The sequence below is a fragment of the Ramlibacter sp. MAHUQ-53 genome (assembly GCF_052600055.1).
The window spans coordinates 64379-86412 of sequence record NZ_JBQWTS010000013.1 but is presented as its reverse complement, the minus strand read 5'-3'; the positions used below and the strand labels follow the sequence as shown (position 1 = coordinate 86412).

19 protein-coding genes and 1 pseudogene are annotated in these 22034 nt (G+C 70.4%); 10 read left to right on the top strand and 10 right to left on the bottom strand.

Features of this window, described 5'->3' with window-relative positions:
- Together ACT80S_RS17440 and ruvA are read right to left on the bottom strand one after the other, a co-directional pair.
- Nucleotides 1-442: pseudogene (locus tag ACT80S_RS17440) on the bottom strand (hypothetical protein); the annotation flags it as partial.
- A 114-nt stretch (nucleotides 443-556) separates the two neighbouring features.
- Entirely contained in the window at nucleotides 557-1135 is a 579-nt protein-coding gene (gene ruvA / locus ACT80S_RS17435; protein ID WP_377418187.1) for a Holliday junction branch migration protein RuvA, read from the bottom strand.
- Nucleotides 1136-1161: 26 nt separating this feature from the next.
- On the opposite strand from ruvA, the gene ACT80S_RS17430 reads away from it, so the two are divergent.
- Together ACT80S_RS17430 and ybeY are read left to right on the top strand one after the other, a co-directional pair.
- Nucleotides 1162-2109 carry a PhoH family protein gene (locus tag ACT80S_RS17430; protein WP_377418185.1) on the top strand — a complete coding sequence of 316 codons (948 nt, stop codon included), beginning with the start codon at nucleotides 1162-1164 and terminating at the stop codon, nucleotides 2107-2109.
- Nucleotides 2096-2572: an rRNA maturation RNase YbeY gene (gene ybeY, locus ACT80S_RS17425; RefSeq protein ID WP_377418183.1), complete on the top strand. Its 477-nt coding sequence runs from the start codon at nucleotides 2096-2098 to the stop codon at nucleotides 2570-2572. The genes ACT80S_RS17430 and ybeY overlap by 14 nt, the downstream gene beginning before the upstream one ends.
- A gap of 24 nt (nucleotides 2573-2596) precedes the next feature.
- Here the strand turns inward: ybeY and dtd are convergent, their stop codons facing one another.
- Together dtd and ACT80S_RS17415 are read right to left on the bottom strand one after the other, a co-directional pair.
- Entirely contained in the window at nucleotides 2597-3037 is a 441-nt protein-coding gene (dtd, locus tag ACT80S_RS17420) for a D-aminoacyl-tRNA deacylase (RefSeq protein ID WP_377418181.1), read from the bottom strand.
- The gene (locus tag ACT80S_RS17415) at nucleotides 3037-3951 is read right to left on the bottom strand and encodes a cation diffusion facilitator family transporter (protein WP_377418179.1); all 915 of its coding nucleotides are present in this window, start codon (nucleotides 3949-3951) and stop codon (nucleotides 3037-3039) included. Before ACT80S_RS17415 ends, dtd begins: the two co-directional genes overlap by 1 nt.
- Before the next feature lie 33 nt (nucleotides 3952-3984).
- Here ACT80S_RS17415 and ACT80S_RS17410 point away from each other — a divergent pair, with 33 nt between their 5' ends.
- From ACT80S_RS17410 to ACT80S_RS17395, 4 genes are all read left to right on the top strand, one after another.
- Entirely contained in the window at nucleotides 3985-5427 is a 1443-nt protein-coding gene (locus tag ACT80S_RS17410) for a sensor histidine kinase (RefSeq protein WP_377418177.1), read from the top strand.
- Nucleotides 5424-6089, top strand: a complete 666-nt coding sequence (locus ACT80S_RS17405) for a response regulator transcription factor (protein ID WP_377418175.1) — start codon at nucleotides 5424-5426, stop codon at nucleotides 6087-6089. The genes ACT80S_RS17410 and ACT80S_RS17405 overlap by 4 nt, the downstream gene beginning before the upstream one ends.
- Before the next feature lie 119 nt (nucleotides 6090-6208).
- Nucleotides 6209-6715 (top strand): GlcG/HbpS family heme-binding protein, encoded by a 507-nt coding sequence (locus tag ACT80S_RS17400; RefSeq protein WP_377418173.1) that lies wholly within the window; start codon nucleotides 6209-6211, stop codon nucleotides 6713-6715.
- A gap of 25 nt (nucleotides 6716-6740) precedes the next feature.
- The gene (locus tag ACT80S_RS17395; protein ID WP_377418171.1) at nucleotides 6741-7520 is read left to right on the top strand and encodes an ankyrin repeat domain-containing protein; all 780 of its coding nucleotides are present in this window, start codon (nucleotides 6741-6743) and stop codon (nucleotides 7518-7520) included.
- 22 nt (nucleotides 7521-7542) lie between these two features.
- Here the strand turns inward: ACT80S_RS17395 and tyrS are convergent, their stop codons facing one another.
- A complete protein-coding gene (gene tyrS / locus ACT80S_RS17390; protein ID WP_377418169.1) occupies nucleotides 7543-8778 on the bottom strand; it encodes a tyrosine--tRNA ligase in 1236 nt (411 codons plus the stop codon).
- 155 nt (nucleotides 8779-8933) lie between these two features.
- Here tyrS and ACT80S_RS17385 point away from each other — a divergent pair, with 155 nt between their 5' ends.
- Both ACT80S_RS17385 and ACT80S_RS17380 read left to right on the top strand, forming a co-directional pair.
- Nucleotides 8934-10292 carry a M23 family metallopeptidase gene (locus tag ACT80S_RS17385; RefSeq protein WP_377418167.1) on the top strand — a complete coding sequence of 453 codons (1359 nt, stop codon included), beginning with the start codon at nucleotides 8934-8936 and terminating at the stop codon, nucleotides 10290-10292.
- A gap of 13 nt (nucleotides 10293-10305) precedes the next feature.
- Complete coding sequence (locus ACT80S_RS17380; protein ID WP_377418165.1) at nucleotides 10306-11415, top strand: anhydro-N-acetylmuramic acid kinase; 1110 nt, start codon at nucleotides 10306-10308, stop codon at nucleotides 11413-11415.
- Here ACT80S_RS17380 and erpA read toward each other — a convergent pair.
- The 3 genes from erpA to rplM all read right to left on the bottom strand — a co-directional run bounded on the left by erpA (nucleotide 11412) and on the right by rplM (nucleotide 12765).
- On the bottom strand, nucleotides 11412-11777 hold the full coding sequence (erpA, locus tag ACT80S_RS17375) for an iron-sulfur cluster insertion protein ErpA (protein ID WP_377418163.1): 366 nt from the start codon (nucleotides 11775-11777) through the stop codon (nucleotides 11412-11414). The genes ACT80S_RS17380 and erpA overlap by 4 nt on opposite strands.
- A gap of 154 nt (nucleotides 11778-11931) precedes the next feature.
- On the bottom strand, nucleotides 11932-12324 hold the full coding sequence (rpsI, locus tag ACT80S_RS17370; protein WP_377418161.1) for a 30S ribosomal protein S9: 393 nt from the start codon (nucleotides 12322-12324) through the stop codon (nucleotides 11932-11934).
- 9 nt (nucleotides 12325-12333) lie between these two features.
- Nucleotides 12334-12765, bottom strand: a complete 432-nt coding sequence (gene rplM, locus ACT80S_RS17365; RefSeq protein WP_377418159.1) for a 50S ribosomal protein L13 — start codon at nucleotides 12763-12765, stop codon at nucleotides 12334-12336.
- Nucleotides 12766-12983: 218 nt separating this feature from the next.
- Between rplM and ACT80S_RS17360 the strand changes: the two genes are divergently transcribed.
- Both ACT80S_RS17360 and ACT80S_RS17355 read left to right on the top strand, forming a co-directional pair.
- The gene (locus ACT80S_RS17360; protein WP_377418193.1) at nucleotides 12984-13886 is read left to right on the top strand and encodes a 23S rRNA (adenine(2030)-N(6))-methyltransferase RlmJ; all 903 of its coding nucleotides are present in this window, start codon (nucleotides 12984-12986) and stop codon (nucleotides 13884-13886) included.
- 426 nt (nucleotides 13887-14312) lie between these two features.
- Nucleotides 14313-15848: a S8 family peptidase gene (locus ACT80S_RS17355; RefSeq protein ID WP_377418157.1), complete on the top strand. Its 1536-nt coding sequence runs from the start codon at nucleotides 14313-14315 to the stop codon at nucleotides 15846-15848.
- Between the two features lie 64 nt (nucleotides 15849-15912).
- Here the strand turns inward: ACT80S_RS17355 and ACT80S_RS17350 are convergent, their stop codons facing one another.
- Both ACT80S_RS17350 and ACT80S_RS17345 read right to left on the bottom strand, forming a co-directional pair.
- Nucleotides 15913-19863, bottom strand: a complete 3951-nt coding sequence (locus ACT80S_RS17350; protein WP_377418155.1) for a beta strand repeat-containing protein — start codon at nucleotides 19861-19863, stop codon at nucleotides 15913-15915.
- A 101-nt stretch (nucleotides 19864-19964) separates the two neighbouring features.
- Nucleotides 19965-22034: M10 family metallopeptidase C-terminal domain-containing protein (locus tag ACT80S_RS17345; RefSeq protein ID WP_377418153.1), on the bottom strand; the 2070-nt coding region annotated here is incomplete at its 5' end.

Genomic DNA, 22034 nt, shown 5'->3' with positions numbered 1-22034 from the left:
CGGCGTCGGCCGTGGCGGCCGACGCGCGGGTCAGGCCGATGGGACGGGCCTTGCGCGGGTCGGCCGGGGCGGCGCGCCCCGCCTCGACGGCCCGCGCCTGCGCTGCCGGCAGCGGACCCAGGTCGACCCGGGCCGCCGCGGCCACGGCGGCCGGGGACTCGGGGGCGGTCAGGTCGCGCAACGCGGCGGACTGGGGAAACTGGGTGGACTGGGGCGCCCCGTGCTCGTAGGGTTCGATGCGGGGCAGGGCCGCGTTCGCCGGGTCGGCCGTGATCGCGGGGACCGGGTCGGTGCGGCTGCCGTTGCCGCCGCCCCCGGGCAAACCGCCCTCGCCGCCGCAGGCGGCCAAGAGGGTGAGAAGGGTCAGGATGAGGAGGGTCAGGAGGACCCGCCAGCCCGCCGCCCCCAGGCGCTGGCCGCGTCGAATCTCAAGGCGTTCCATGGTGTGGCACCTCCAGCCGGGTCGAATCACCGGATTCTGGGCCGGCACCCTGGCGCCTGCTGTTGCCGAACGAAACGCGTCCGCTGCGGGCCGACCGGAGGCCCGGGCCGCGCCTCAGCGCGCCAGCGCCTTGAGCGCCGCCTTGATGCCCTCGCTCACGCCGATGCCGGCGGGCAGGGCCTTGAGGGCCGAGGAGGCCTCCTTGTCGCTGTAGCCCAGGGCCAGCAGGGCCTGGAGGATGTCGGCCTGGTCGTCGGTGGCGGCGCCGCCACCGCCCACCGGGCCGAGGTCGGCGCCGAGCTTGCCCTTGAGCTCCAGCAGCAGGCGCTCGGCCGTCTTCTTGCCGATGCCGGGCACCTTGACCAGGCGGCCGGCGTCCTGCGCGGTGACGGCATGGGCGATCTCGGCCACGCTCATGCCGGACAGCACCGACAGCGCGGTGCGCGGGCCGACGCCGGAGATGCGGATCAGCTGCCGGAAGGTGTCGCGCTCGCCGGGGGTGGCGAAGCCGTAGAGGATCTGGGCGTCCTCGCGGACGACGAAATGCGTCAGCAGGCTCACCTTCTCGCCGGTGTTCGGCAGGTTGTAGAAGGTGCTCATGGGCACGTCGACCTCGTAGCCGACGCCATTGCAGTCCACCAGCAGCTGGGGCGGGTTCTTGTCGGCCAGGGTGCCGGTGAGTTTGCCTATCATCGTGATCCTCTCTCTGGATTATCAGCTTGATCCTCCGCCACACTTTCTCGCCGCCGAACAACGCCCGCCTGGCCCACCTGTGCGGCCCCACCGACGAACACCTGCGCACCATCGAGGCGGCGCTGCAGGTGTCGATCGCCCACCGCCACGAGCAGTTCAAGGTCGACGGCCCCAAGGCCAAGGCGCAGCGCGCGCTGGAGGTCCTGCAGGCGCTGTACGAGATCGCCGCGCGCCCCATTCCCGCCGAGAAGGTGCAGCTGATGCTCGCCGGCGACGCCTCGCTCGAGGAAGGCGACGATGGCGCCCTGGTGCTGCACACCCGCCGCGCCGACCTGCGCGCCCGCACCCCGACCCAGAGCGTCTACCTGGACAACATCGCCCACCACGACATCACCTTCGGCATCGGCCCTGCCGGCACCGGCAAGACCTACCTGGCGGTGGCCTGCGCGGTCGACGCGCTGGAGCGCAGCGCGGTGCAGCGCATCGTGCTCACGCGGCCCGCGGTGGAGGCCGGCGAGAAGCTCGGTTTCCTGCCCGGCGACCTCACGCAGAAGGTGGACCCGTACCTGCGCCCGCTGTACGACGCGCTCTACGACCTCATGGGCTTCGACCGCGTGACCAAGGCCTTCGAGCGCAACGCGCTGGAGATCGCGCCGCTCGCCTTCATGCGCGGGCGCACCCTGAACAACGCCTTCGTCATCCTCGACGAGGCGCAGAACACCACGCCCGAGCAGATGAAGATGTTCCTCACCCGCATCGGCTTCGGCAGCAAGTGCGTGGTCACCGGCGACATCAGCCAGATCGACCTGCCCAAGGGCCAGCTCTCGGGCCTGGTGGATGCCGAGCGCATCCTGCGGCGCGTCAAGGGCATCGCCCACACCCGATTCACCAGCGCCGACGTGGTGCGCCACCCGCTGGTGGCCCGCATCGTCGACGCCTACGACGCCGCCAGGAAATCCGATGCCGCGCGCTAAGCTGCCTCCCGCTCCCGCCCCCACCCTCGAGCTCGAACTGCAGTTCGGCGATTTCCCCGGCCTGGCCGCCCACAAGGCCCTGCTGCGCAAGCCGCGCGTGAAGCGCTGGATGGAGATGGCGCTGAAGCATCCCGGCGAGATCGCGGTGCGCATCGTCGGCGAGGACGAGGGCCGCGCCCTCAACCGCCAGTACCGGCGCAAGGACTACGCCACCAACGTCCTGACCTTCGACTACACCCGCGAGCCGGTGGTCACCGGCGACCTGGTGCTGTGCGGCCCGGTGGTGGAGCGCGAGGCGAAGGAACAGGGCAAGTCGCTCGAGGAACACTACGCCCACCTGCTGGTGCACGGCACCCTGCACGCGCAGGGCTACGACCACGAGACGAACGAGCGCGACGCGCTCGAGATGGAGGCCCTGGAGGTGCTGCTGCTGCAGGCCCTGGGCTATCCCAACCCCTACTGACCCCTGCGGGATCCCGGGCCGGCCCTACAGGATCCGCATCGGGATCGTCACCGGCCCGTCGTTCACCAGCGAGACCTGCATGTGGGCGCCGAAGCGGCCGGTGCCCACGCGCGGGTGCGCCATGCGCGCCTGCTGGCACAGGTAGTCGTACAGGTGCTCGCCGAGCGCGGCGGGCGCGGCGCCGGTGAAGCTCGGGCGGTTGCCGCCGGCGGTGTCGGCCGCCAGGGTGAACTGGCTCACGAACAGGAGCCCGCCGTCGATGTCCTGCACGCTGCGGTTCATCTTGCCGGCCTCGTCGCTGAAGATCCGCAGCTTCAGCAGCTTGGCCAGCAGCCGGTCGGCCTGGGCCTCGGTGTCGCCGGGTTCGGCGCACACCAGCACCAGCAGGCCGGCGCCGATCTCGCCCACCGCCTCGTCGCCCACGTCCACGCGCGCCTCGCGCACCCTCTGGATCACCGCCAGCATCAGTCCACGTCCTTCCTGTCATCGACATGCGCCTCGACGTCGCTGGGCAGCAGCTGGATCGTGGCGCGCAGTCCCGGCACCTCCCCCATGAGGGCCTGTTCCACCGCGTTGCGCAGGGCCGCGGCACGTCCCAAGGTCCAGTCGGCGGGCATGTGCATGTGCATGTCCGCGAAGCGGCGCTGGCCGGCCTTGCGGGTGGTCACATGGTCGAAGCGCACGGCGTCATGGGCGAAGCCCGCCAGCGTGCGCTGGATCTGCGCCTGCACCTCGGGCTCCAGCGCCTCGTCCATCAGGCCCTGCGAGGAGCGGTGCAGCAGTTCGATGCCCTCGCGCAGGATGTTCAGCGCGACGCCGATGGCCACCGCCGCATCGAGCCAGAGCCAGCCGGTCAGGCCGGCCAGGGCGATGCCGGCGACGACGCCGACCGAGGTCCAGACGTCGGTGACCAGGTGGCGGGCGTCGGCTTCCAGCGCGATCGAGCGGTGCTCGCGCGCGGCGCGGTGCATGACCCACGCCAGCAGGCCGTTCAGCGCGGAACTGGCGACCGACAGGCCCAGGCCCCAGTCGATGCGCTCCAGCGGCTGCGGGTCGAACAGGCGGTGGCCGGCGGCCCAGATGATGCCCAGCGCCGCGCCGATGATCAGGATGCCCTCGAAGCCGGAGGAAAAATATTCGGCCTTGTGGTGACCGTACGGGTGGGCCTCGTCGGGCGGGGCCTCGGCCACCGTGACCATGACCAGCGCGAACAGGGCGCTGGCCAGGTTGACGAAGGATTCCATCGCATCGGACAGCAGGGCCACCGAGCCGGTGACCTGCCAGGCCAGGGTCTTGAGCGTGATGGTGAGCACCGCGACGCCGGCCGACACCGCGAGCAGGCGGCGCGGCGTGAGTCGGGCAAGGAGCGTCGTCGCCATGCGTCGATTGTGGCCCAGCGCCACAATGCGCCCATGCGCACCTGGATCCGCCGCCATGCCCCGTGGCTGGGCCTGTGGGCCCTGCTCGCCGTGGCAGGGGCCGCGGCGCTGGCCCGCCTCGAGCTGTCCCATCTCTACGCCGCGTTCGACACCGACGCACGCATCGCCCACCGCCTCCTGAGCCAGCGGATGGCGCAGCACGACGCGGCGCTGGCGACACTCGCCCTGCTGCAGCCCGCCCCCGGGCCGGAGGCGGCCGAACGCCGCCTGCCCTCGCTGTACCCGCAGGTGGTGGCGGTGCAGCGACGCGATGGCGCGCAGCCCTGGGTCGACCCGGCGCTGGAAGCCGCCCAGGCCGAGTCGCGCCGCCAGCGGCGGCCCGTGCCCGGCCCGCTGGACCTGGCCCAGGGCCGCTACTGGCTGGTGCTCGCCGGCGAGCCGGCCAGCTTCGCCTTGCAGCTGTCGCTGCGGGAGGCGGTGCCGGCCGCCGAATGGCCCGCCTCCGCCGCGCCGGTGCGCATGACGCTGGAAATGGCCGGCCAGTCCTTCCTGCTGCAGCCGGGCGCGGCGCAGGCCGGGGGCTGGCGCTTCGAGGCTACCAAGGTGCTGGGCTCGGCCAGCCAGCCCTTCGCCCTGGTGGCCAGCCGCAGCGTCGGCTGGGGCGAGCTGCCCTGGGGCCGCATGGCGCTGTGGGCGCTGGCCTGCGCCGGCGCGCTGGCGGTGGCCCGCACGCTGCTGGCCCTGCGCGAGCAGCGCCGGCGCGCCGAGGACCTGCTGCGCCTCGGCCAGGTCGGCCGGCTCAATGCCCTGGGCGAGCTGGCCGCCGGCATGGCGCACGAATTGAACCAGCCACTGACCGCGCTGCTCGCCAACACCCAGGCCGCCAGCCGCCTGCTGGCCGAGGACCCGCCCGACCTGGCCACCGCGCGCGGCGCGATGTCGCAGGCCGCCGGACAGGCCCGACGCGCCGCCGACGTGGTGGGCCGCCTGCGCCGCACGCTGGAGCACCCGGACCCGGCGGTGCGCGAGCCAGTGGACCTCGAGGCCGCGGCCCGCGGCGCGCTGCACCTGCTGGCGCCGCAACTGCAGCGGCATGGCATCGAGGCCTGGGTCGAGGGCCCGCCGGTGCGGGTGCTCGCCGAGCCGGTGGCCCTGGAGCAGATCGTCCACAACCTGGTGATGAACGCGATGCAGGCCCTGGAGCAGGTGCCGGCGGGCCAGCGCCGGCTGGTGCTCGCCACCTCGCAGGAGGGCGGCGACGGCCGCCTCGCGGTGACCGACACCGGCCCGGGCATCGCGCCCGAGGCCCTGCCCCGGCTGTTCGAGCCGTTCTTCACCACCCGCCCGGGCGGCATGGGGCTGGGCCTGAGCCTGTGCGAAACCCTGGCCGGCCGGCTCGGGGGCCGCCTCGAGGCCGCCAACCACGCGCCGCGCGGCGCCAGCTTCCGACTGACCCTGCCCCGGGCCACGCCATGAACGCCACGACCCAGACCGCCAACGCGCAATCCCCCCTGGTGCACCTCGTCGACGACGACGCCGCGGTGCGCGCCAGCCTGGAGCTCCTGATCGGCACCATCGGCCTGCGGGTGCAGCCCTGGGCCGACCCGCAGGCCTTCCTTGATGGCTTCGACGGCGGCGGCATCGGCGCCATCGTGCTCGACGTGCGCATGCCCGGGGTGGGCGGGCTGCAGGTGCTGGAGCGGCTGCAGGCGCGCGGCATGGACCACCCGGTGATCATGCTCACTGGCCATGGCACGGTGGACATGTGCCGGCGCGCCTTCAAGGGCGGCGCCGCCGAATTCCTGGAGAAGCCGGTCGACGACGACGCCCTGCTCGAGGCGCTGCAGTCGGCCGTGCGCCAGCACGTGGGCACCCGCGAGCGGCTGCGCGCCGGGCAGGCCGCGCGCGAGCGCCACGCCCAGCTCTCGGAGCGCGAGCGCGAGGTGCTGCGCCTGATCGTGCAGGGCCTGACCAACAAGGAGATCGGCCGCGTGCTGGGGCTGTCGCCGCGGACCGTGGAGAACCACCGCGCCCACGTGTTCGAGAAGCTCGCGGTGGACTCGCTGGCCCTGCTGATTCGCCAGTACGCCGACCTCGCCGAGGGCGACGGCGCGGGTGGCGCCGAACCGGGGCCCTGAGTAGTTCTACGCAGCGGCCCGCGTAGCCGCTCGGATGGCGCCGGCGGGCGCCGGTTCCTACAGTGCACCCACGGTCCGCCGCGGGCCGTCCAGACACTGAAACCCGAACCGGAGAACCCATGAACAAGCTCGCATCCACCCTCGCCTTCGCCCTCGCCTTCGCCCTCGCCGCGGCCGCCGCCGGCAGCGCCTCCGCCCAGGCGGTGCGCACCGAGCGCAACGTCTCGCTCGACCTGGCCAACCAGATCGCCTCGGCCACCGTCGCCGCCTGCACCGCCGGCGGCTACAACGTGACGGCCACGGTGGTCGACCGCGCCGGCGTGGTGCGCGCGGTCCACCGCGCCGACAACGCCGGCCCGCACACGCTGGAGGCCAGCCGCATGAAGGCCTACACCTCGGCCTCGGCCAAGAACAACACGCTGGCCATCATGGAGGTCGCGCAGAAGAACCCGGCCGCCGCCAACCTGGTGAACATCCCCGGCTACCTGCTTCTGGGCGGCGGCGTGCCGGTGCGCGTGGGCAACGAGGTGATCGGCGCGGTGGGGGTGGGCGGTGCGCCCTCGGGCCAGATCGACGAGCAGTGCGCCGTCGCCGCGCTGGACAAGGTCAAGGACCTGCTGAAGTAATCCCCGCGCACGAAGGAGACGCGCCATGGCCGACCGCCGCGCACCGATCGCCAGCACGCCTGCCACCATCGCCCGGCGGGCGCGCACCGCCCTCGCGGTGCTGTCCCAGGCCGTGGCGCTGGCCCTGCCCATCACGCCCTTCGTGGCCCTCGTGGCCGCCGGGCCGGCGGCGGCCCAGGTCGGCCCGTCCGCGCCGGAGGCCGCAGCCTACCGGGGCCTGCATGCCGCGGCCTGGCGCGGCGACGCGGCGGCGATCCGCCAGCTGGCGGCCGGCGGCGGGGCCTCGGCCCTCGAGGCCCGCGACGGCAATGGCCGCACGCCGCTGCACGTGGCCACCTTCGCCCGCCACCCCGAGGCGATCCGGGCGCTGGCCCAGGCCGGCGCGCGCCTGGACGCGATGGACAACGACCGCTACGACGCGGTCACCATTGCCGCCGTGGCCGACGACGAGGCCAGTTTGCGCATGCTGCTGTCGCTGGGCGCCAGCGCGAAGCGGGTGACCAGCCGCTACGACGGCACCGCGCTGATCGCCGCGGCCCACCTGGGGCATGACGGCGTGGTGCGGCAGCTGGTGGCCGCGGGCGCGCCGCTGGACCACGTGAACAACCTGCACTGGACGGCGGTGATCGAGGCCATCGTGCTGGGCGATGGCGGGCCGCGCCACCAGGCCACCCTGAAGGTCCTGGTCGATGCGGGCGCCAACCTGCAGCTGGCCGACCGCAATGGCCGCACGCCGCTGCAGCTGGCGCGGCAGCGGGGCTACGCGGCAATGGTGAAGATGCTGGAAGCGGCCGGCGCGAAATAGCGCCGGCGCCGCGGGACCGGGATCAGGCCAGCGTCACGCGGGCGAACTTGCGCTTGCCCACCTGCACGACATAGGTGCCGGCCTCGAGCTTGAGGCCCTTGTCGCTGACGACGCTGGAATCGACCCGCACGCCGCCGCCGTCGATGAGGCGGTTGGCCTCCGAGGTGGAGGGTGCCAGGCCGGCCGACTTGAGCAGCGCGCCGATGCCCAGGGGCACGCCGGACAGCGAGACCTCGGGAATCTCGTCGGGCACGCCGCCCTTGCTGCGGTTCACGAAGTCCTGCTCCGCGCCGTCGGCCGCGGCAGCGCTGTGGAAACGCGCCGTGATCTCCTTGGCCAGGGCCACCTTGGCATCGCGCGGGTTGCGGCCGCCCTCGACCTCCCGGCGCAGCGCCGCGATGTCGGCCTCGCTGCGGAAGCTCAGGAGGGTGTACCAGCGCCACATCAGCGTGTCCGAGATCGACATCACCTTGGCGAACATGGTGTTCGGGTCCTCGCTGATGCCGATGTAGTTGTTCTTGCTCTTGGACATCTTGTCCACGCCGTCGAGGCCCTCGAGCAGCGGCATGGTCAGGATGCACTGGGGCTCCTGGCCCCACTCCTGCTGCAGGTGGCGCCCCATCAGCAGGTTGAACTTCTGGTCGGTGCCGCCCAGCTCCAGGTCGGACTTCAGGGCCACCGAGTCGTAGCCCTGCATCAGCGGGTACAGGAATTCGTGCACCGAGATGCTCTGGCCCTGGGTGAAGCGCTTGTGGAAGTCGTCGCGCTCCATCATGCGGGCCACGGTGTACTTGGCCGCCAGCTGGATCATGCCGGTCGCGCCCAGCGGCTCGGACCACTCGCTGTTGTAGCGGATCTCGGTCTTCGACGGGTCCAGTACCAGGCTGGCCTGGCGGTAGTAGGTTTCGGCGTTGACCTTGATCTGCTCGGGCGTGAGCGGCGGGCGGGTGCTGTTGCGGCCCGAGGGATCGCCGATCAGGGAGGTGAAGTCGCCGATCAGGAAGATCACCTGGTGGCCCAGGTCCTGCAGCTGGCGCATCTTGTTCAGGACCACGGTATGGCCCACGTGGATGTCCGGCGCCGTCGGGTCCAGGCCCAGCTTGATCCGCAGCGGCACGCCGGTGGCCTCGGACCGGGCCAGCTTGCGCTCCCATTCCTCGCGCGGCAGCAGCTCCTCGCAGCCGCGCAGTGACACTGCCATCGCCTCCCGCACGCGGTCCGTCACGGGGTGGGCGGTTGTTACAGTGGCTTGATTCATAAGGCTTTTTACGGATTCGTCGGGCCACCGACCCGGTATACTCGGGCCAGCTTTTGGGGAAGGCCGATTCTAGTCACCCCCTGATCGGCACTTCCCGTAGCGAGCCGCTTCACGGGCGAAGACGCAAGACACCCACCCGCCAAGGACCCGCAGACTTGAACAACAACCTCCTGGCCGCCGGCCGCCGACTGGCCGCGCGAGCAGCCCACGCGCTGGAGCACCATCCCAAGCACATCACCGCCCTGCTGGCGGCCGCGCTGCTGGGTGGTGGCGGCGGCGCGTTCGCCGTGGCCAGCTTCGGCCCCGACGCCGCCGACGTCCCGGTGCGCGAGGTGGTCGAGTCCGTCGTGCCCCTGGACCTCGCCAGCCAGGCGCAGGCCCTGGACCTGCACGCGCTGCGCCTGTTCCGCACCGAGGGCGTTCGCAGCTCCGACACCGTCGACACCCTGTTCGCCCGCCTGGGCCTGAGCGATGCCGCCGCCGCCGCCTTCGTGCGCGGCGACACCGCCTTCCGCAGCCAGGTGCTCGGTCGCACCGGCCGGCAGGTCACCGTCGAAGCCAATGACAAGCAGGGCCTGGAGCGCCTCACCGCGCGCTGGACGCCCGACAGCGACGGCACCTTCCGCCGCCTGGTGATCGAGCGCGGCACCGACGGCCGCTTCACCAGCCGTGTCGAGACCGCCGCCCTCGTGCCCTCCGCCCGCCTGGGCAGCGGCACCATCCGCACCTCGCTGTTCGCTGCGGTCGACGACGCCCGCATTCCCGACGAAATCGCCATCCAGGTGGCCGACATCCTCGGCGGCCGCGTCGACTTCCACCGCGGCCTGCGCAAGGGCGACCGCTTCAGCGTGGTCTACGAAACCCTCGAGGCCGACGGCGAGCCGATGCGCACCGGCCGCGTGCTGTCGGTCCAGTTCGTGAACAACGGCACCACGCACGACGCCCTGTGGTTCCAGGAGGCCGGCAAGAAGGGCGCCTACTACTCGCTGGACGGCAAGACCCTGCAAAGCGTCTACCTCGCCTCGCCGATGGAGTTCTCGCGGGTGACCAGCGGCTTCGCCATGCGCTTCCACCCGGTGCTGCAGACCATGCGCGCCCACCTGGGCGTGGACTACGGCGCCCCCACCGGCACCCCGGTGCGCACCGTGGGCGACGGCCAGGTCGAGTTCGCCGGCCGCCAGGGCGGCTACGGCAACGTGGTCATCATCAAGCACAACGGCAGCGACTCCACCCTGTACGCCCACCTCTCGCGCATCGACGTGCGCGCCGGCCAGAAGGTCACCCAGGGCCAGCGCGTGGGCGCGGTCGGCTCCACCGGCATGTCCACCGGCCCGCACCTGCACTTCGAGTTCCGCGTGAACGGCCGGCACCAGGACCCGCTGACCGTGGCGCGCCGCGCCGAGGGCCTGCCGCTGTCCGCAGAAGCCCGCCCCGCCTTCGACAAGCTCGCCGGCGCCATGCGCCTGAAGCTCGAAGCCGCGGCCGGCATGGCCCTCACGGCCAGCATCGAATAAGACCGCTGCCACCGTGGGCGCCCTGTACATCGGCCTGATGTCCGGCACCTCGCTGGACGGGGTCGACGGGGTCCTCGCCGACTTCAGCGCCGCCCCGGGGCGCGTGCTGGCCCATGCCAGCGCCCCCTTCCCCGACGCCCTGCGCGCCGAGCTCCTCGCGCTCAACACCTCCGGCCCCGACGAACTGCACCGCGCCGCGCTTGCGGGCAACGGCCTGGTGCGCGTCTACGCGCAGGTCGTCCAGGACCTGCTGGCCCGCTGCGGCGTGGCCCCCGGAGCGGTCCGCGCCATCGGCGCCCATGGCCAGACCGTGCGCCATCGCCCGCAGGAGTTCGACGGCACCGGCTACACCCTCCAGTTGAACCAGCCCGCCCTGCTCGCGGAGCTCACCGGCATCCCGGTGGTGGCGGACTTCCGCAGCCGCGACGTCGCGGCCGGCGGCCAGGGCGCGCCCCTCGCCCCCTTCTTCCACCGCGCCTGGTTCGGCCGCCCGGGCCAGGCCCTGGGCCTGCTGAACATCGGCGGCATCTCCAACCTCACCGTGCTGCGGGCCGACGGCAGCCAGCTCGGGTTCGACTGCGGCCCCGGCAACGCCCTCATGGACGGCTGGTGCCAGCAGCACCTGGGCCGCGCCTACGACGACCGCGGCGCCTGGGCCGCCAGCGGCCGGGTGCACGAGGCCCTGCTGGCGGCCCTCCAGTCCGACGCTTACTTTTCGCGTCCGCCGCCCAAGAGCACCGGCCGCGACCTGTTCCACCTGCAGTGGCTGGCCGGCCACCTCGCGGCCTTCGGCGAGATCGCGCCCGAGAACGTCCAGGCCACGCTCGCCGAGCTCACCGCGCGCGCCTGCGCCGACGATCTCATGCGGCATGCCCCCGGCCTCGGGCAACTGGTCGTCTGCGGCGGCGGGGCCCTCAACGACTTCCTGATGCAGCGGCTCGCCGCGCTGCTGCCCGGCGTCGCCGTGGCCGGCAGCCAGGCGGCCGGCCTGCCGCCGCTGCAGGTCGAGGCCGCGGCCTTCGCCTGGCTGGCCCGCAAGGCCCTCGAGGGTGAAAAGCTGGACCTCCAAAGCACCACGGGCGCCAGGGGCGCCCGTGTGCTGGGGTGCGTGTACCCGGCTTAGACCGAGAAGCTGGAGCCGCAGCCGCAGGTGGTGGTGGCGTTCGGGTTCTTGATCACGAACTGCGCGCCCTGCAGGTCTTCCTTGTAGTCGATCTCGGCGCCCACCAGGTACTGGTAGCTCATGGCGTCGATCAGGAGCGACACGCCGTTCTTGGTCATGACGGTGTCGTCGTCGTTGGTGATCTCGTCGAAGGTGAAGCCGTACTGGAAGCCGGAGCAGCCGCCACCCTGCACGAACACGCGCAGCTTCAGGTCGGGGTTGCCTTCTTCGGCGATGAGGTCGGCCACCTTGGCCGCGGCGCTGTCGGTGAACAGCAGCGGGGCAGGCATGTCGGTCTGGATGTTCTCGGCAACAGCGCTCATGGGAATTCCTTATCGATTCAGGCGGGTATGTTAGGCCATCCGCGCCGGTTGCAAGGCGCGGCGCGCCTTGCCGCCCCCTCGCGTGGGGGCTTTGGTGCAAAGAAAAAGCCGCATCCGGCGAACCGGTGCGGCTTCTCGCTGCAGGAGCGGGCGATTAACGCTTGCTGAACTGCTTGCGGCGGCGAGCGGAGTGCAGGCCGACCTTCTTACGCTCGACTTCACGGGCGTCGCGGGTCACGAAGCCGGCTGCGGACAGCGCGGGCTTGAGGGACGCGTCGTAGTCGATCAGGGCGCGGGTGATGCCGTGACGGGTGGCACCGGCCTGGCCGGATTCACCGCCGCCGTGGACGTTGACCTGGATGTCGAAAGTCTCGACATGGTTGGTCAGCACCAGGGGCTGCTTGGCGATCATGATCGAGGTCTGGCGGCCGAAGAACTGTTCGATGCTCTTGCCGTTGACCGTGATCTTGCCGGTACCCTTCTTCAGGAAGACACGGGCGACGCTGCTCTTGCGGCGGCCGGTGCCGTTGTTCCATTCACCAATCATGTCCGCTCCTTAGATGTCCAGCTGCTTGGGCTGCTGCGCGGTGTGCGGGTGCTCGGCACCGGCGTACACCTTGAGCTTCTTGATCATGGCGTAGCCGAGGGGACCCTTGGGCAGCATGCCCTTGACGGCCTTCTCGAGCGCACGGCCAGGATGCTTGGCTTGCAGGTCGCGGAAGTTGGTTTCGTAGATACCGCCCGGGAAGCCCGAGTGACGGTAGTACTTCTTGTTCAGATCCTTCGTGCCGGTGACACGGATCTTGTCTGCGTTGATGACGACGATGTAATCGCCGGTATCGACGTGAGGCGTGTAAATGGCCTTGTGCTTGCCGCGCAAACGGAGGGCTGCTTCGCTGGCAATCCGTCCGAGCACCTTGTCGGTGGCGTCAATCACAAACCACTCGTGCGTCACGTCAGCGGGTTTTGCGCTGAACGTTTTGGTCATGAGACTCTTTCGAGAAAGTGGTTTGGCGGTCCTTTTCCGCGTTCGGCGTCCCTCTTCTGGGGACCTCTTAGGCGGGGTTTCCACGGGCGGGCGCCACTGGCGTGTCGCACGTGCGTGTTATCTGCCGCGGGACCACGAGAACGCTGCAGAGCCTTGGATTATATGAAGAATCGCCCGGGTTGCGCCAGTCCCCCTCCAGGGCGGCTACCATGGGCACCATGTTCAGTTACCGGCACGCCTTCCACGCCGGCAATCACGCCGACGTGCTCAAGCACCTGGTGCTGATCGCCACCCTCAAGCACCTGGTGCAGAAACCCGCCGCCCTGCTGGCGGTGGACACCCATGCCGGCGCCGGCCTCTACCGGCTCGACGACGACTACGCCAGCACCTCCGGCGAGGCCGACGACGGCATCCGCAAGCTGTTGGCCGCCGACCTGCCCGAGCCAGCGCCCGCGCTGGCCGACTACCTGGAGGTGGTGCGCTCCTTCAACCACGAAGGCCGCCTGAAGCTCTACCCCGGCTCGCCCTTCGTGATCCAGAAATTCCTGCGCGAGGAAGCCCGCGACCGGCTCAAGCTGTTCGAGATGCACCCCACCGACAGCCAGGCCCTGGCCGCCCACGTGGCCCAGCTGCGCGCCGGCCGGCAGGTGGCCGTGACGCGGGCCGACGGCTTCGAGTCCCTCAAGGCCCTGCTGCCTCCGCCGTCGCGCCGCGGCCTGGTGCTGGTGGATCCGAGCTACGAGATCAAGAGCGATTACGCGAAAGTGAGTGCCTGCCTCGAAGACTCGATCAAGCGCTTCGCCACCGGCACCTACGCGGTCTGGTACCCCATCATCCCGCGGCCCGAGGCCCACGAACTGCCCCGGCGCCTCAAGACCCTGGCCAACCAGGCCGGCAAGCCCTGGCTGCATGCCACGCTGTCGATCGGCCAGCGCGACGAGCCGCTGCAGCCCAAGGTGCCCGGCGAAGGCCCGCGCCGGCAGGGCCTGGCGGCCAGCGGCATGTTCCTCGTCAACCCGCCCCACACCCTGAAGCCGGCGCTCGCCGCCGCCCTGCCCCAACTCGTGGCGGCCCTGGGCCGGGGCCGCGGCCAGGGCCACGCCCTCGAGACGGGCGGCTGACGCCGCCGGCCGGCCTGCCAGTGGGCCGGCGAAACAACCGCTAACCGCAAACATCCCCCGCCGGGCCGATCGGCGGGCGGGCCGACCTATCATCGCGCCCGATTCCTGACGACAGGCCGAGCCCATCGGCCGCCAACGCTTTTCCGCCCATCCGCAACGACATGTAACGACAGTAACAAGGCCCAGGCGACGGGAGCCCATTTCCCGTTTACATCTCGCGGCCGTTTCCCTACCGCTTCTGCGCGGATTCCCTAGCCATCTGCCGCCATTCCCCTAAGGCCGGGGTGCGTCCGATTTCTACGATCGGACCCATAGAGGCACCCACGGCTTTCAGCCCAGGCCCTCGGGCCCCCAGAGCCCGACCAGACAGACGGATCGGCATGCCACCTGCTGGCACCAATTACTTACATTGAGACTGACACGAACATGAAAGCATTCATCCGCACCTTCGGTATCGCGTTACTGGCCACCGCCGCCTGGCAAGCCCTGCCGGTCGCCGCTCAGACCCGCAGCGCCGTCAACGCCCCCTACGGGGTGTCCCGTCCGGTGGCGGATCGCTACATCGTCGTCTTCAAGTCCCATGTCGCCAACCCGGCCGCCCAGGGCGCGCAGATGGCCCAGTCCCACGGCGGCCGCCTGCACCATGCCTACGGCCACGCGCTCAAGGGCTTCTCCGCCACGCTGCCGGCCGCCGCCGTCAATGCGCTGCGCAACCACCCGGATGTGGCTTCGATCGAGCAGGACCAGACCGTCTCGCTGCAGCAGAGCGTCACCCAGTCCTCCGCCACCTGGGGCCTGGACCGCATCGACCAGGTCGACCTGCCCCTGAACACCCAGTACACCTACAGCCAGACCGGCGCGGGCGTGACCGCCTTCGTCGTCGACACCGGCATCCGCGCCGACCACAGCGAATTCGCCGGCCGCCTGCTGCCGGGATTCACCGCCGTCGCCGACGGCCAGGGCACCAACGACTGCAACGGCCACGGCACCCACGTGGCGGGCACCGTCGCCGGCACCACCTGGGGCGTGGCCAAGGGCGCGAAGGTCGTGCCCGTGCGGGTGCTCGACTGCTCGGGCAACGGCGCCTGGAGCCAGGTCATCGCCGGCCTGGACTATGTCGCCTCGAGCACGGCGCGCCCCGCGGTGGCCAACCTGTCCCTCGGCGGCTCCGCCTCCTCCACCCTGGACGCGGCCGTCGCCGGCGCCGTCAGCAAGGGCGTGACCGTGGTCGTCGCCGCGGGCAACAGCAACGTCGACGCCTGCACCGCCTCGCCGGCCCGCGAGCCCAGCGCCATCACCGTCGGCGCGACCATGAGCTCCGACTACCGCGCCTACTTCTCCAACATCGGCACCTGCCTGGACCTGTTCGCCCCCGGCTACAACATCGTCTCGGCCGGCATCGCCGGCACCACGGCCTCGGCCACGATGAGCGGCACCTCCATGGCTGCCCCGCACGTGGCCGGCGCCGCCGCCCTGATCCTGCAGGCCAACCCCGGCGCGACGCCGGCCACCGTGGCCAGCACCATCAAGGCCAACGCCACGACCAACCACGTCATCGCGGCCGGTACCGGCTCGCCCAACCTGCTGCTGTCCATCGGTTCCGCCAGCGCGCCGGTCACGCAGCCGGCCCCGGTGGTGACCCAGACCGTCGCGGTCCGCTCGCTGGGCGGCAGCGGCGCCCGCACCGGCGGCAGCAGCTGGAAGGCCAGCGCCACCATCAACGTGCGTGACGTCGCCACCGGCGCCGCCGTCGCCAATGCCACGGTCTCGGGCAGCTTCGCCCCCGGCGGCACCTTCAGCTGCAAGACCGGCAGCACCGGCGCCTGCACCGTGAGCACCGGCAACCTGAAGTCCAGCACCACCCGCAGCACCACCTTCACGGTGGGCGACATCAGCGGCACGCAGCTGCAGTACGACGGCGCACAGAACGTCGCGACGCAGGTCGTGATCCTGGCGCCCTGATCGCCCCCTGACCGCACAAGGGCCGGCCCGCGCAAGCGGGCCGGCCCTTGCCGTTTGCGGGGACTCAGACCACGACATCGCTCGCCTGGAGCGTGGCGACGCCGGCGAGTTCGACCGCGAAGTCGGCCGCCCCGTCACCATTGACGTCGCCTTCGAGCAGGTGGCTCGTCCCGTCGAACCGCAGCTGGCCGGCGACGTTCGAGAAGGCGGCCGCGCCGATCCAGGTGAAGGCGTCGTTGGCGCCGCCACCGGTCGAATTCGCGTCGATGCCCGAGACATCGATGCGGTCCTGGCCGCTGGTGAAGCCGCTGACCACGTCATGGCTGGCGCCGGCGGGGCTGGCGGCCACCGAGGCGAACACGAAGGTGTCGGCCAGGCCGGCCCGGCCCTGGATCGCCTCGCGGTCGGCCCCGGCGGTGAAGGTTGCGCCGGACACCACCGTCACGTCCAGCACCTGCGTGGCCGAGACATCGCCATCGGTATCCTGGACCGCCACGTTGAACTGCAGCTGGCTGGTCGGCGTGATCGTGGTGAAGAAGCCCATGTCGACGATCTTCATCACGTCGTTGTCGGTGGTCGCCGCGCCGAAGGCCGTGGTGCCGGAACTCAAGCCACCGGCGCCGACCGCCGGGTTCAGGCTGATGCCCGAACCGGAGAGGCCCTCGGTGGACACCAGCACCTGCAGGCCCTCGATCACGTAGTGCTCGACGTTGCCGCCGCCCAGGTCGCGGTTGTAGTCGTTGCTCTCGATGATCACCAGGCCGTCGTTGTTGTCGAGGCTGACGTTGCTGTAGGCCGCGGGCACCGGGATGGCCGGGTCGGTCTTGACGTAAATGTCGTAGTTGTCCACCACCACCGCGCGGGTGATGCGGGTGCCGGGGTCGCCGTTCACGTCGATCAGCTTGAGGACGACCACGAAGTCCTCGCCGTTCGTGATGCTGTGCGTGATGCCGTCGAACTTGATGTAGACCCCGCTGGTGGTCGCGGTCGGTGCCAGCCCGGTGTTGCCCTTGGGGTCGGTCAGGTAGAAGTCCAGGTCCAGCACCTCGCCCTTCTGGATGGTGTCCCCGGCCACGCCGGCCGCCGAGCCCGACACGCTGACCCACGAGGCGGCCTGCGTGAACAGCTCCTGCTGGTCGTTGGTGAAGGTGCCATCGCCCCCGGCCACCAGGTTGTTGGCCCCGGTGCCGCTGCCCGGCTCCGCGTAGCCCTGGAACTGCACATGGAAGCTGCCGGACAGGCGCGCCACCGACACCGCGGGCTGTGTGTTGTCCGGCGTGCTGGTATTCAGCTCATAGCCGGCGAAGCCCTGGGCGGTGCTGGTGGTGAGCAGGCTGTAGCTGGAGACCGGCGCGGCGAGCTGCAGGGTGTAGGTGCCAGCGGTCTTGTTGAAGGTCAGCGTGCCGGTCGCCTGGCTGGTCGAGCCGTCGAACGGGTTGGACACGTAGCTGAAGGACACGGCGTACACCGCCGATGCCGCGGACTCCGACTGCCAGGTCGTCCCGGTGGCGCCCGTGGGCGTGATCGCGCTGCCGGCCCCCGAGCCCACGTTGCCGCCGGTGAGGGCGACGGAATAGAAGTCGGAATTGCTGGCGGACCAGCTCGTGCGGGCGTCGGCGCCGATGGCGTAGGCGAACACGCCGGTCCCGCCAGGCGATGGGTTGCTCGAGTTCGCGTAGACCAGGTCGCTGCGGGCGCTGACCACGGGGGTGTCGTCGTCCACGTCGATCGCCAGGGTGCCGTCGACCCAGTCGCCGTCGTCGTCGGTGACGCGGTAACCGACCGTGAAGCTGGCGTTGTTCTCGGCGCTGCCGGCCGCATGGGCGATCGGCGCGTTCTGCGTGACCGTGTAGGCGCCGGTCGCGGTATCGAGCGTCAGCGTCAGGACGGTGGTCGTTCCCTGCTTGACCAGGAGGTCATCACCGGACAGCTCATACGAGAACCCCGTGGGCGCGCCCGAGGTACGCCAGGCGACCGAGCCCGCGCCGTCACGGCCGAAGGTGAGACCGAGGGTTCCGCTGAGGTTCTGGGCGTCGGTGTCGTCGTCGGTGCCGCCCGAATTGCCGCCGAGCGCGTCGTCGTCGAGGCGGGCCGTCAGGTTGGCGGAGACCGTCGGGGCGTCGTCCTCGAAGCGGATGGCGGCGCCGATGTCGATGCTGTCGGAGGCCGTGTCGTCGTCACCATCGAGCTGCGTGACCACGGCATGGAGCCTGTCGGTCAGGTCCACGCGGTCGTCCGGGTTGCTCGCGCCCCCCAGCGGGTGGCCGATGGCGGCGTACTGCGCCACCGACACCTGGCCGCTGCCATTGATCCGGATGACGAACACCACGGCATCGTCCGCGCCGCCCGCGCGGCCGGAGACGGTGGTGGGCGACTCCTGCCACAGGTTGATGTGCGTGGTGCCATCGCTGGTCACCAGGCCCGACCAGCTCCCATCCCCATCGACGATCTCGAGCGTGACGGCCGCGCCCGGCGCGCCGTCGGCATCGGCGCCGACGGTGGTGGTGGTGTCGACCAGGTCCACGTCGACCACCGCGCCGAACGGCGTGCCGAATTCCCCCGAGAACGGGTCGGCCACCACGGAGGGTGAATCGTCGTCATCGGCCGTGAGGTCGCCGCCAGGGGTGCCCTGGGACTCGTCGAGGGTGATGGCGTTGAGGGTGCGATCGATGCTCGCCGTCGGCGCGTCGTCCACGAATGCGATGTCGCCGAGTGCGGTCGTCTCCAGCCCGCCCGAGGTCAGGCGGAAGGCACCGATGTCGAAGGCGGAGTTCTGCCGGGCGTTCTGCGGGTTGCCGACGTTGTCGACCAGGACCCGGTTGTGGTCGCCATCGGTGACATAGGTCAGGTCGTCACCCGCGACCAGGCCGCGCAGCAGCACGGTGTCGCCGTTGAAGTCCGCCGAGATGCCGCCCTTGGACGAGGGGTCGCTCTCGCTGAATGCGTAGGTGGTCTGGGTGCCGTTCTTGGCGGTCCGCACCACGGTCACCGACAGGATGTTGACCGGCGTGTCATCGCCATCCCCCAGGCCCTCGAGGTAGTCGGCCCCGACCTCCGCCCCGTCGGTATTGAAGAACGCGCTGATTTTCAGGCTCGCACCCTTGGGCGGCTGCAACTGCACCAGCGCGAAGGAGGCCGAGTCGGCGCCGTGGTACGAGCCGAAGGCGATGTTGGCTTCCAGGTCCGCCTCGTTCTGGTCAAGGTTGGGCACCGTGTAGGCCAGGTTCGGGTTGTCGACGAAGGTGAACCACATGCCCTCGCCCGGGTCGATCATCTGGTTGTTGCTGCCGATGGTGGTGGCGCCGCCGCCCTGGCCGGTGTTCACCGTGTCACCGCCCTCCGGGTTCTTGCCGGTCACGACGATCGCCACCGTCGGCGGGTCACCGTTCTGCGTCTTGTTGCCGAACATCAGGAACAGGTTCTGCCCGGAAGGCGCGCCCGCCAGGGAGAACTCGAGCAGGTTGTCGACGCTGACGAAGATCTTGTTGCTCAGGACCTCGAGGTCGTTGTCGTCGGTGGCATCGCCATGCTCGATGGCCTCAAACTGCACCAGCCACAGCTTGGCGCCGGTGGCATTCACGTCGGCATCGCCATCGCCGAAGCTGGTGGCGTTCGACTCCATGTAGATCGCGAACACGATATCGCCGGTCTGTTCATCGATCCCGAGCACCACGTTGTTGTCGAACTCCCCGGTGTAGAGGAGGATGCGGTGGCCGCTGGTGGTGGTCAGCCCGCTGTCCAGGCCATCGAGCGGGTCGCCGTTGCTGTCGGTGAAACTGACATCCAGCACGTCGGCGCCGAAGGTCAGGACGTTGGTGCCTCCCGAGTTCGCCTGGGTGCCGTCCACGCCACTCAACGCGGTGGAATTCGCCACACCGCTCACGCCGCCCGCGGCGGTCAGCGCCTGGGCGAGTCGATCCGGGAGCGTCGAGCCCGTGTCGTTGCTGGTGGCACCACTGTCGTCCGTGTTCTGGACATCCACGGTCTCGTCGACCGTTACAAGATAGTCAGCCATGGCACTCTCCATCGAATGCACTGAATGACGGGATCACGGCCTGCCCGGCGGGGCCGGGCAGGCCTGGAGGCAGTCCGGGCCCGGGGAGGGCCCGGTGCTGGTTACAGCATCAGGTCGCCGGCCGCCACCGAGGCGACCCCGGAGAGCACGACCACGAAGTCGGCGTTGCCGTCGCCGTTGACGTCGCCCTGGAGCCGGAAGGTCGCTGCGTCGTAGCGCAGCTGGCCTGCCGTGTTCGTGAACGGCCCGGCGTTGATCCAGGTGAACGCGTCGTCCGCGCCCCCACTGACGGCGTCAATGGCGACCAGGTCGATGCGGTCCAGGCCGCTGACGAAACCGGTGATCACGTCCGGTGCGGTCGCCGGGCTGTCGGCGACCGTGTTGAACACGAAGGCATCGCCCTGCCCGATGCGGCCCTGGATGGACTCGGTGTCCGGCCCGGCGATGAAGGTGCTGTTGCCGAGGATGGAAACGTCCAGGCGCTGGGTCGCCGTGACGTCGCCGTCGGCGTCCTGCACGGCGACGTCGAAGTGCAGGTCGGCGTCGGGCGTGAAGGAGCTGAGGAAGCCGATGCTGGTGATCTTCATGACGTCGTTGTCATTGGTCACGCTGTCGAACGGCTGCATCGCCAAGCCGGTGCTGCCACCGCCCGAGCCCACCGCCTTCTGCAGGTTGTAGCCCGAACCGTTGACGCCCTCGGTCGTGGTGAGGATCTGCATGCCCTCGATCCGCCAGGTCTGGCCTTCGGGGTTGTAGTCGTTGCGCTCGATCACCACCAGCCCGTCGTTGTTGTCCAACGGGATGGCGGCATACGGCGCAGGCACCGTCATGGTGTTGTTGTAGATGTCGCCGTTCTCGACGACGACGGCGCGGGTCGTGTGGACGCCTGAATCGTTGACCAGCTTGAGCACCACGACGAAGTCCTCGCCCGACGCGCCGAAGCGCTTGATGCCGTCGAACTTGAGGAATACCCCGTCGATGCGCGCATCCGGCGCGACGCTGGAGAAGCCGTGCGGGTTGTAGGTGAAGAAGTCCATGTCCAGGACCTCACCCTTCTGGATCGTGTCGCTGGCCACACCGGTCGCCACGTTGGAGATGCTGACCCAGGTGGCGGCTTGGGTGAACAGCTCGCCGTCCGAGAGCGTGTTCGGGGTATCCGTGCCACCCTTGAGGTTGTTGCTCCCCGTGCCGCTCCCCGGCTCCTTGATGCCCGTGAACTGCGCATAGAACTGCGTCGAGACCGTCGCCACGGACACCATCGGCTGGGTCTTGTCCGTCTGGTGGCTGTTCACCTCATACCCCGTGAACCCGCGCGAGTACGCCGTCTCCAGCATCGGCACGAGCGGGAACGGATTGCCCATCGACAGGTGGTAGGTCCCCGCATCCTTGTCGAAGGTCAGCGTCCCGCTGCCCGAAGCCCAGGTGCCGGCGCCGGGGTCCTGCAGGTACTCGAACGACACGGAGAACACCGCGGTGTCGCCGTCCTCCGACTGCCAGTCGACATCCATGCTCTTGATCGCATACCCGGCGATCGTCCCGCTGTGGAGCGTCACGCTGGCGAAGTCGCTGTTGCTCTGCGACCAGGTCCCGGTGTGCACGTCGGCGCCGATGGAGTACGAGAAGACGCCCGTTCCGCCGGGGGCCGGATTGCTGCCATTGGCGTAGATCAGGTCGGTGCGGGCGTTGATGATCGGCGTGTCGTCGTCCACGTTGATCACCAGCGTGCCATCGGCCGTGTCGTCGTCACCATCGGTGACGCGGTAGTTCAGCGTGAGCGACACGTTGTTCTCGTTGTCGCCGGCGGGGTGCATGATCGGCGCGTTCTGCGTCACGGCGTAGGCACCGGTCGCTGTATCCAGCGTGATCGTGAGGACCAGGCGGGATCCCTGGCGCACTTCCAGGTCGTCCCCGTTCTTCAGGTAGGAGAAGCCGGTGGGCGCGCCTGTCTCGAGCCACTCGACGCTGCCCGCATCGTCCTCGCCGAAGTCATGGCCCAGCGTGCCCGAGGCGTTGGTCGAGTTCGCGTCATCGCCCGTGCCGCCGGGGTTGCCGCCCGTCAATGCATCGTCATCGAGCTGCACGTTGCCGTTGGCCGCCACCGACGGGCCGTCGTCCTCGAACACGATCGCCTCGCCGATGCCCACGCTGTCCGAGGCCTCGTCATCGTCCTC

Coding starts and splice junctions, on each gene's coding strand:
- ACT80S_RS17355 (WP_377418157.1), top strand. CDS start 14,313: ATGAAAGCATTCATCCGCACCTTCGGTATCGCGTTACTGGCCACCGCC.
- erpA (WP_377418163.1), bottom strand. CDS start 11,777: ATGAGCGCTGTTGCCGAGAACATCCAGACCGACATGCCTGCCCCGCTG.
- rplM (WP_377418159.1), bottom strand. CDS start 12,765: ATGACCAAAACGTTCAGCGCAAAACCCGCTGACGTGACGCACGAGTGG.
- dtd (WP_377418181.1), bottom strand. CDS start 3,037: ATGCTGGCGGTGATCCAGAGGGTGCGCGAGGCGCGCGTGGACGTGGGC.
- tyrS (WP_377418169.1), bottom strand. CDS start 8,778: ATGAATCAAGCCACTGTAACAACCGCCCACCCCGTGACGGACCGCGTG.
- ACT80S_RS17360 (WP_377418193.1), top strand. CDS start 12,984: ATGTTCAGTTACCGGCACGCCTTCCACGCCGGCAATCACGCCGACGTG.
- ruvA (WP_377418187.1), bottom strand. CDS start 1,135: ATGATAGGCAAACTCACCGGCACCCTGGCCGACAAGAACCCGCCCCAG.
- ACT80S_RS17410 (WP_377418177.1), top strand. CDS start 3,985: ATGCGCACCTGGATCCGCCGCCATGCCCCGTGGCTGGGCCTGTGGGCC.
- ACT80S_RS17400 (WP_377418173.1), top strand. CDS start 6,209: ATGAACAAGCTCGCATCCACCCTCGCCTTCGCCCTCGCCTTCGCCCTC.
- ybeY (WP_377418183.1), top strand. CDS start 2,096: ATGCCGCGCGCTAAGCTGCCTCCCGCTCCCGCCCCCACCCTCGAGCTC.
- ACT80S_RS17405 (WP_377418175.1), top strand. CDS start 5,424: ATGAACGCCACGACCCAGACCGCCAACGCGCAATCCCCCCTGGTGCAC.
- ACT80S_RS17395 (WP_377418171.1), top strand. CDS start 6,741: ATGGCCGACCGCCGCGCACCGATCGCCAGCACGCCTGCCACCATCGCC.
- ACT80S_RS17415 (WP_377418179.1), bottom strand. CDS start 3,951: ATGGCGACGACGCTCCTTGCCCGACTCACGCCGCGCCGCCTGCTCGCG.
- ACT80S_RS17350 (WP_377418155.1), bottom strand. CDS start 19,863: ATGGCTGACTATCTTGTAACGGTCGACGAGACCGTGGATGTCCAGAAC.
- rpsI (WP_377418161.1), bottom strand. CDS start 12,324: ATGATTGGTGAATGGAACAACGGCACCGGCCGCCGCAAGAGCAGCGTC.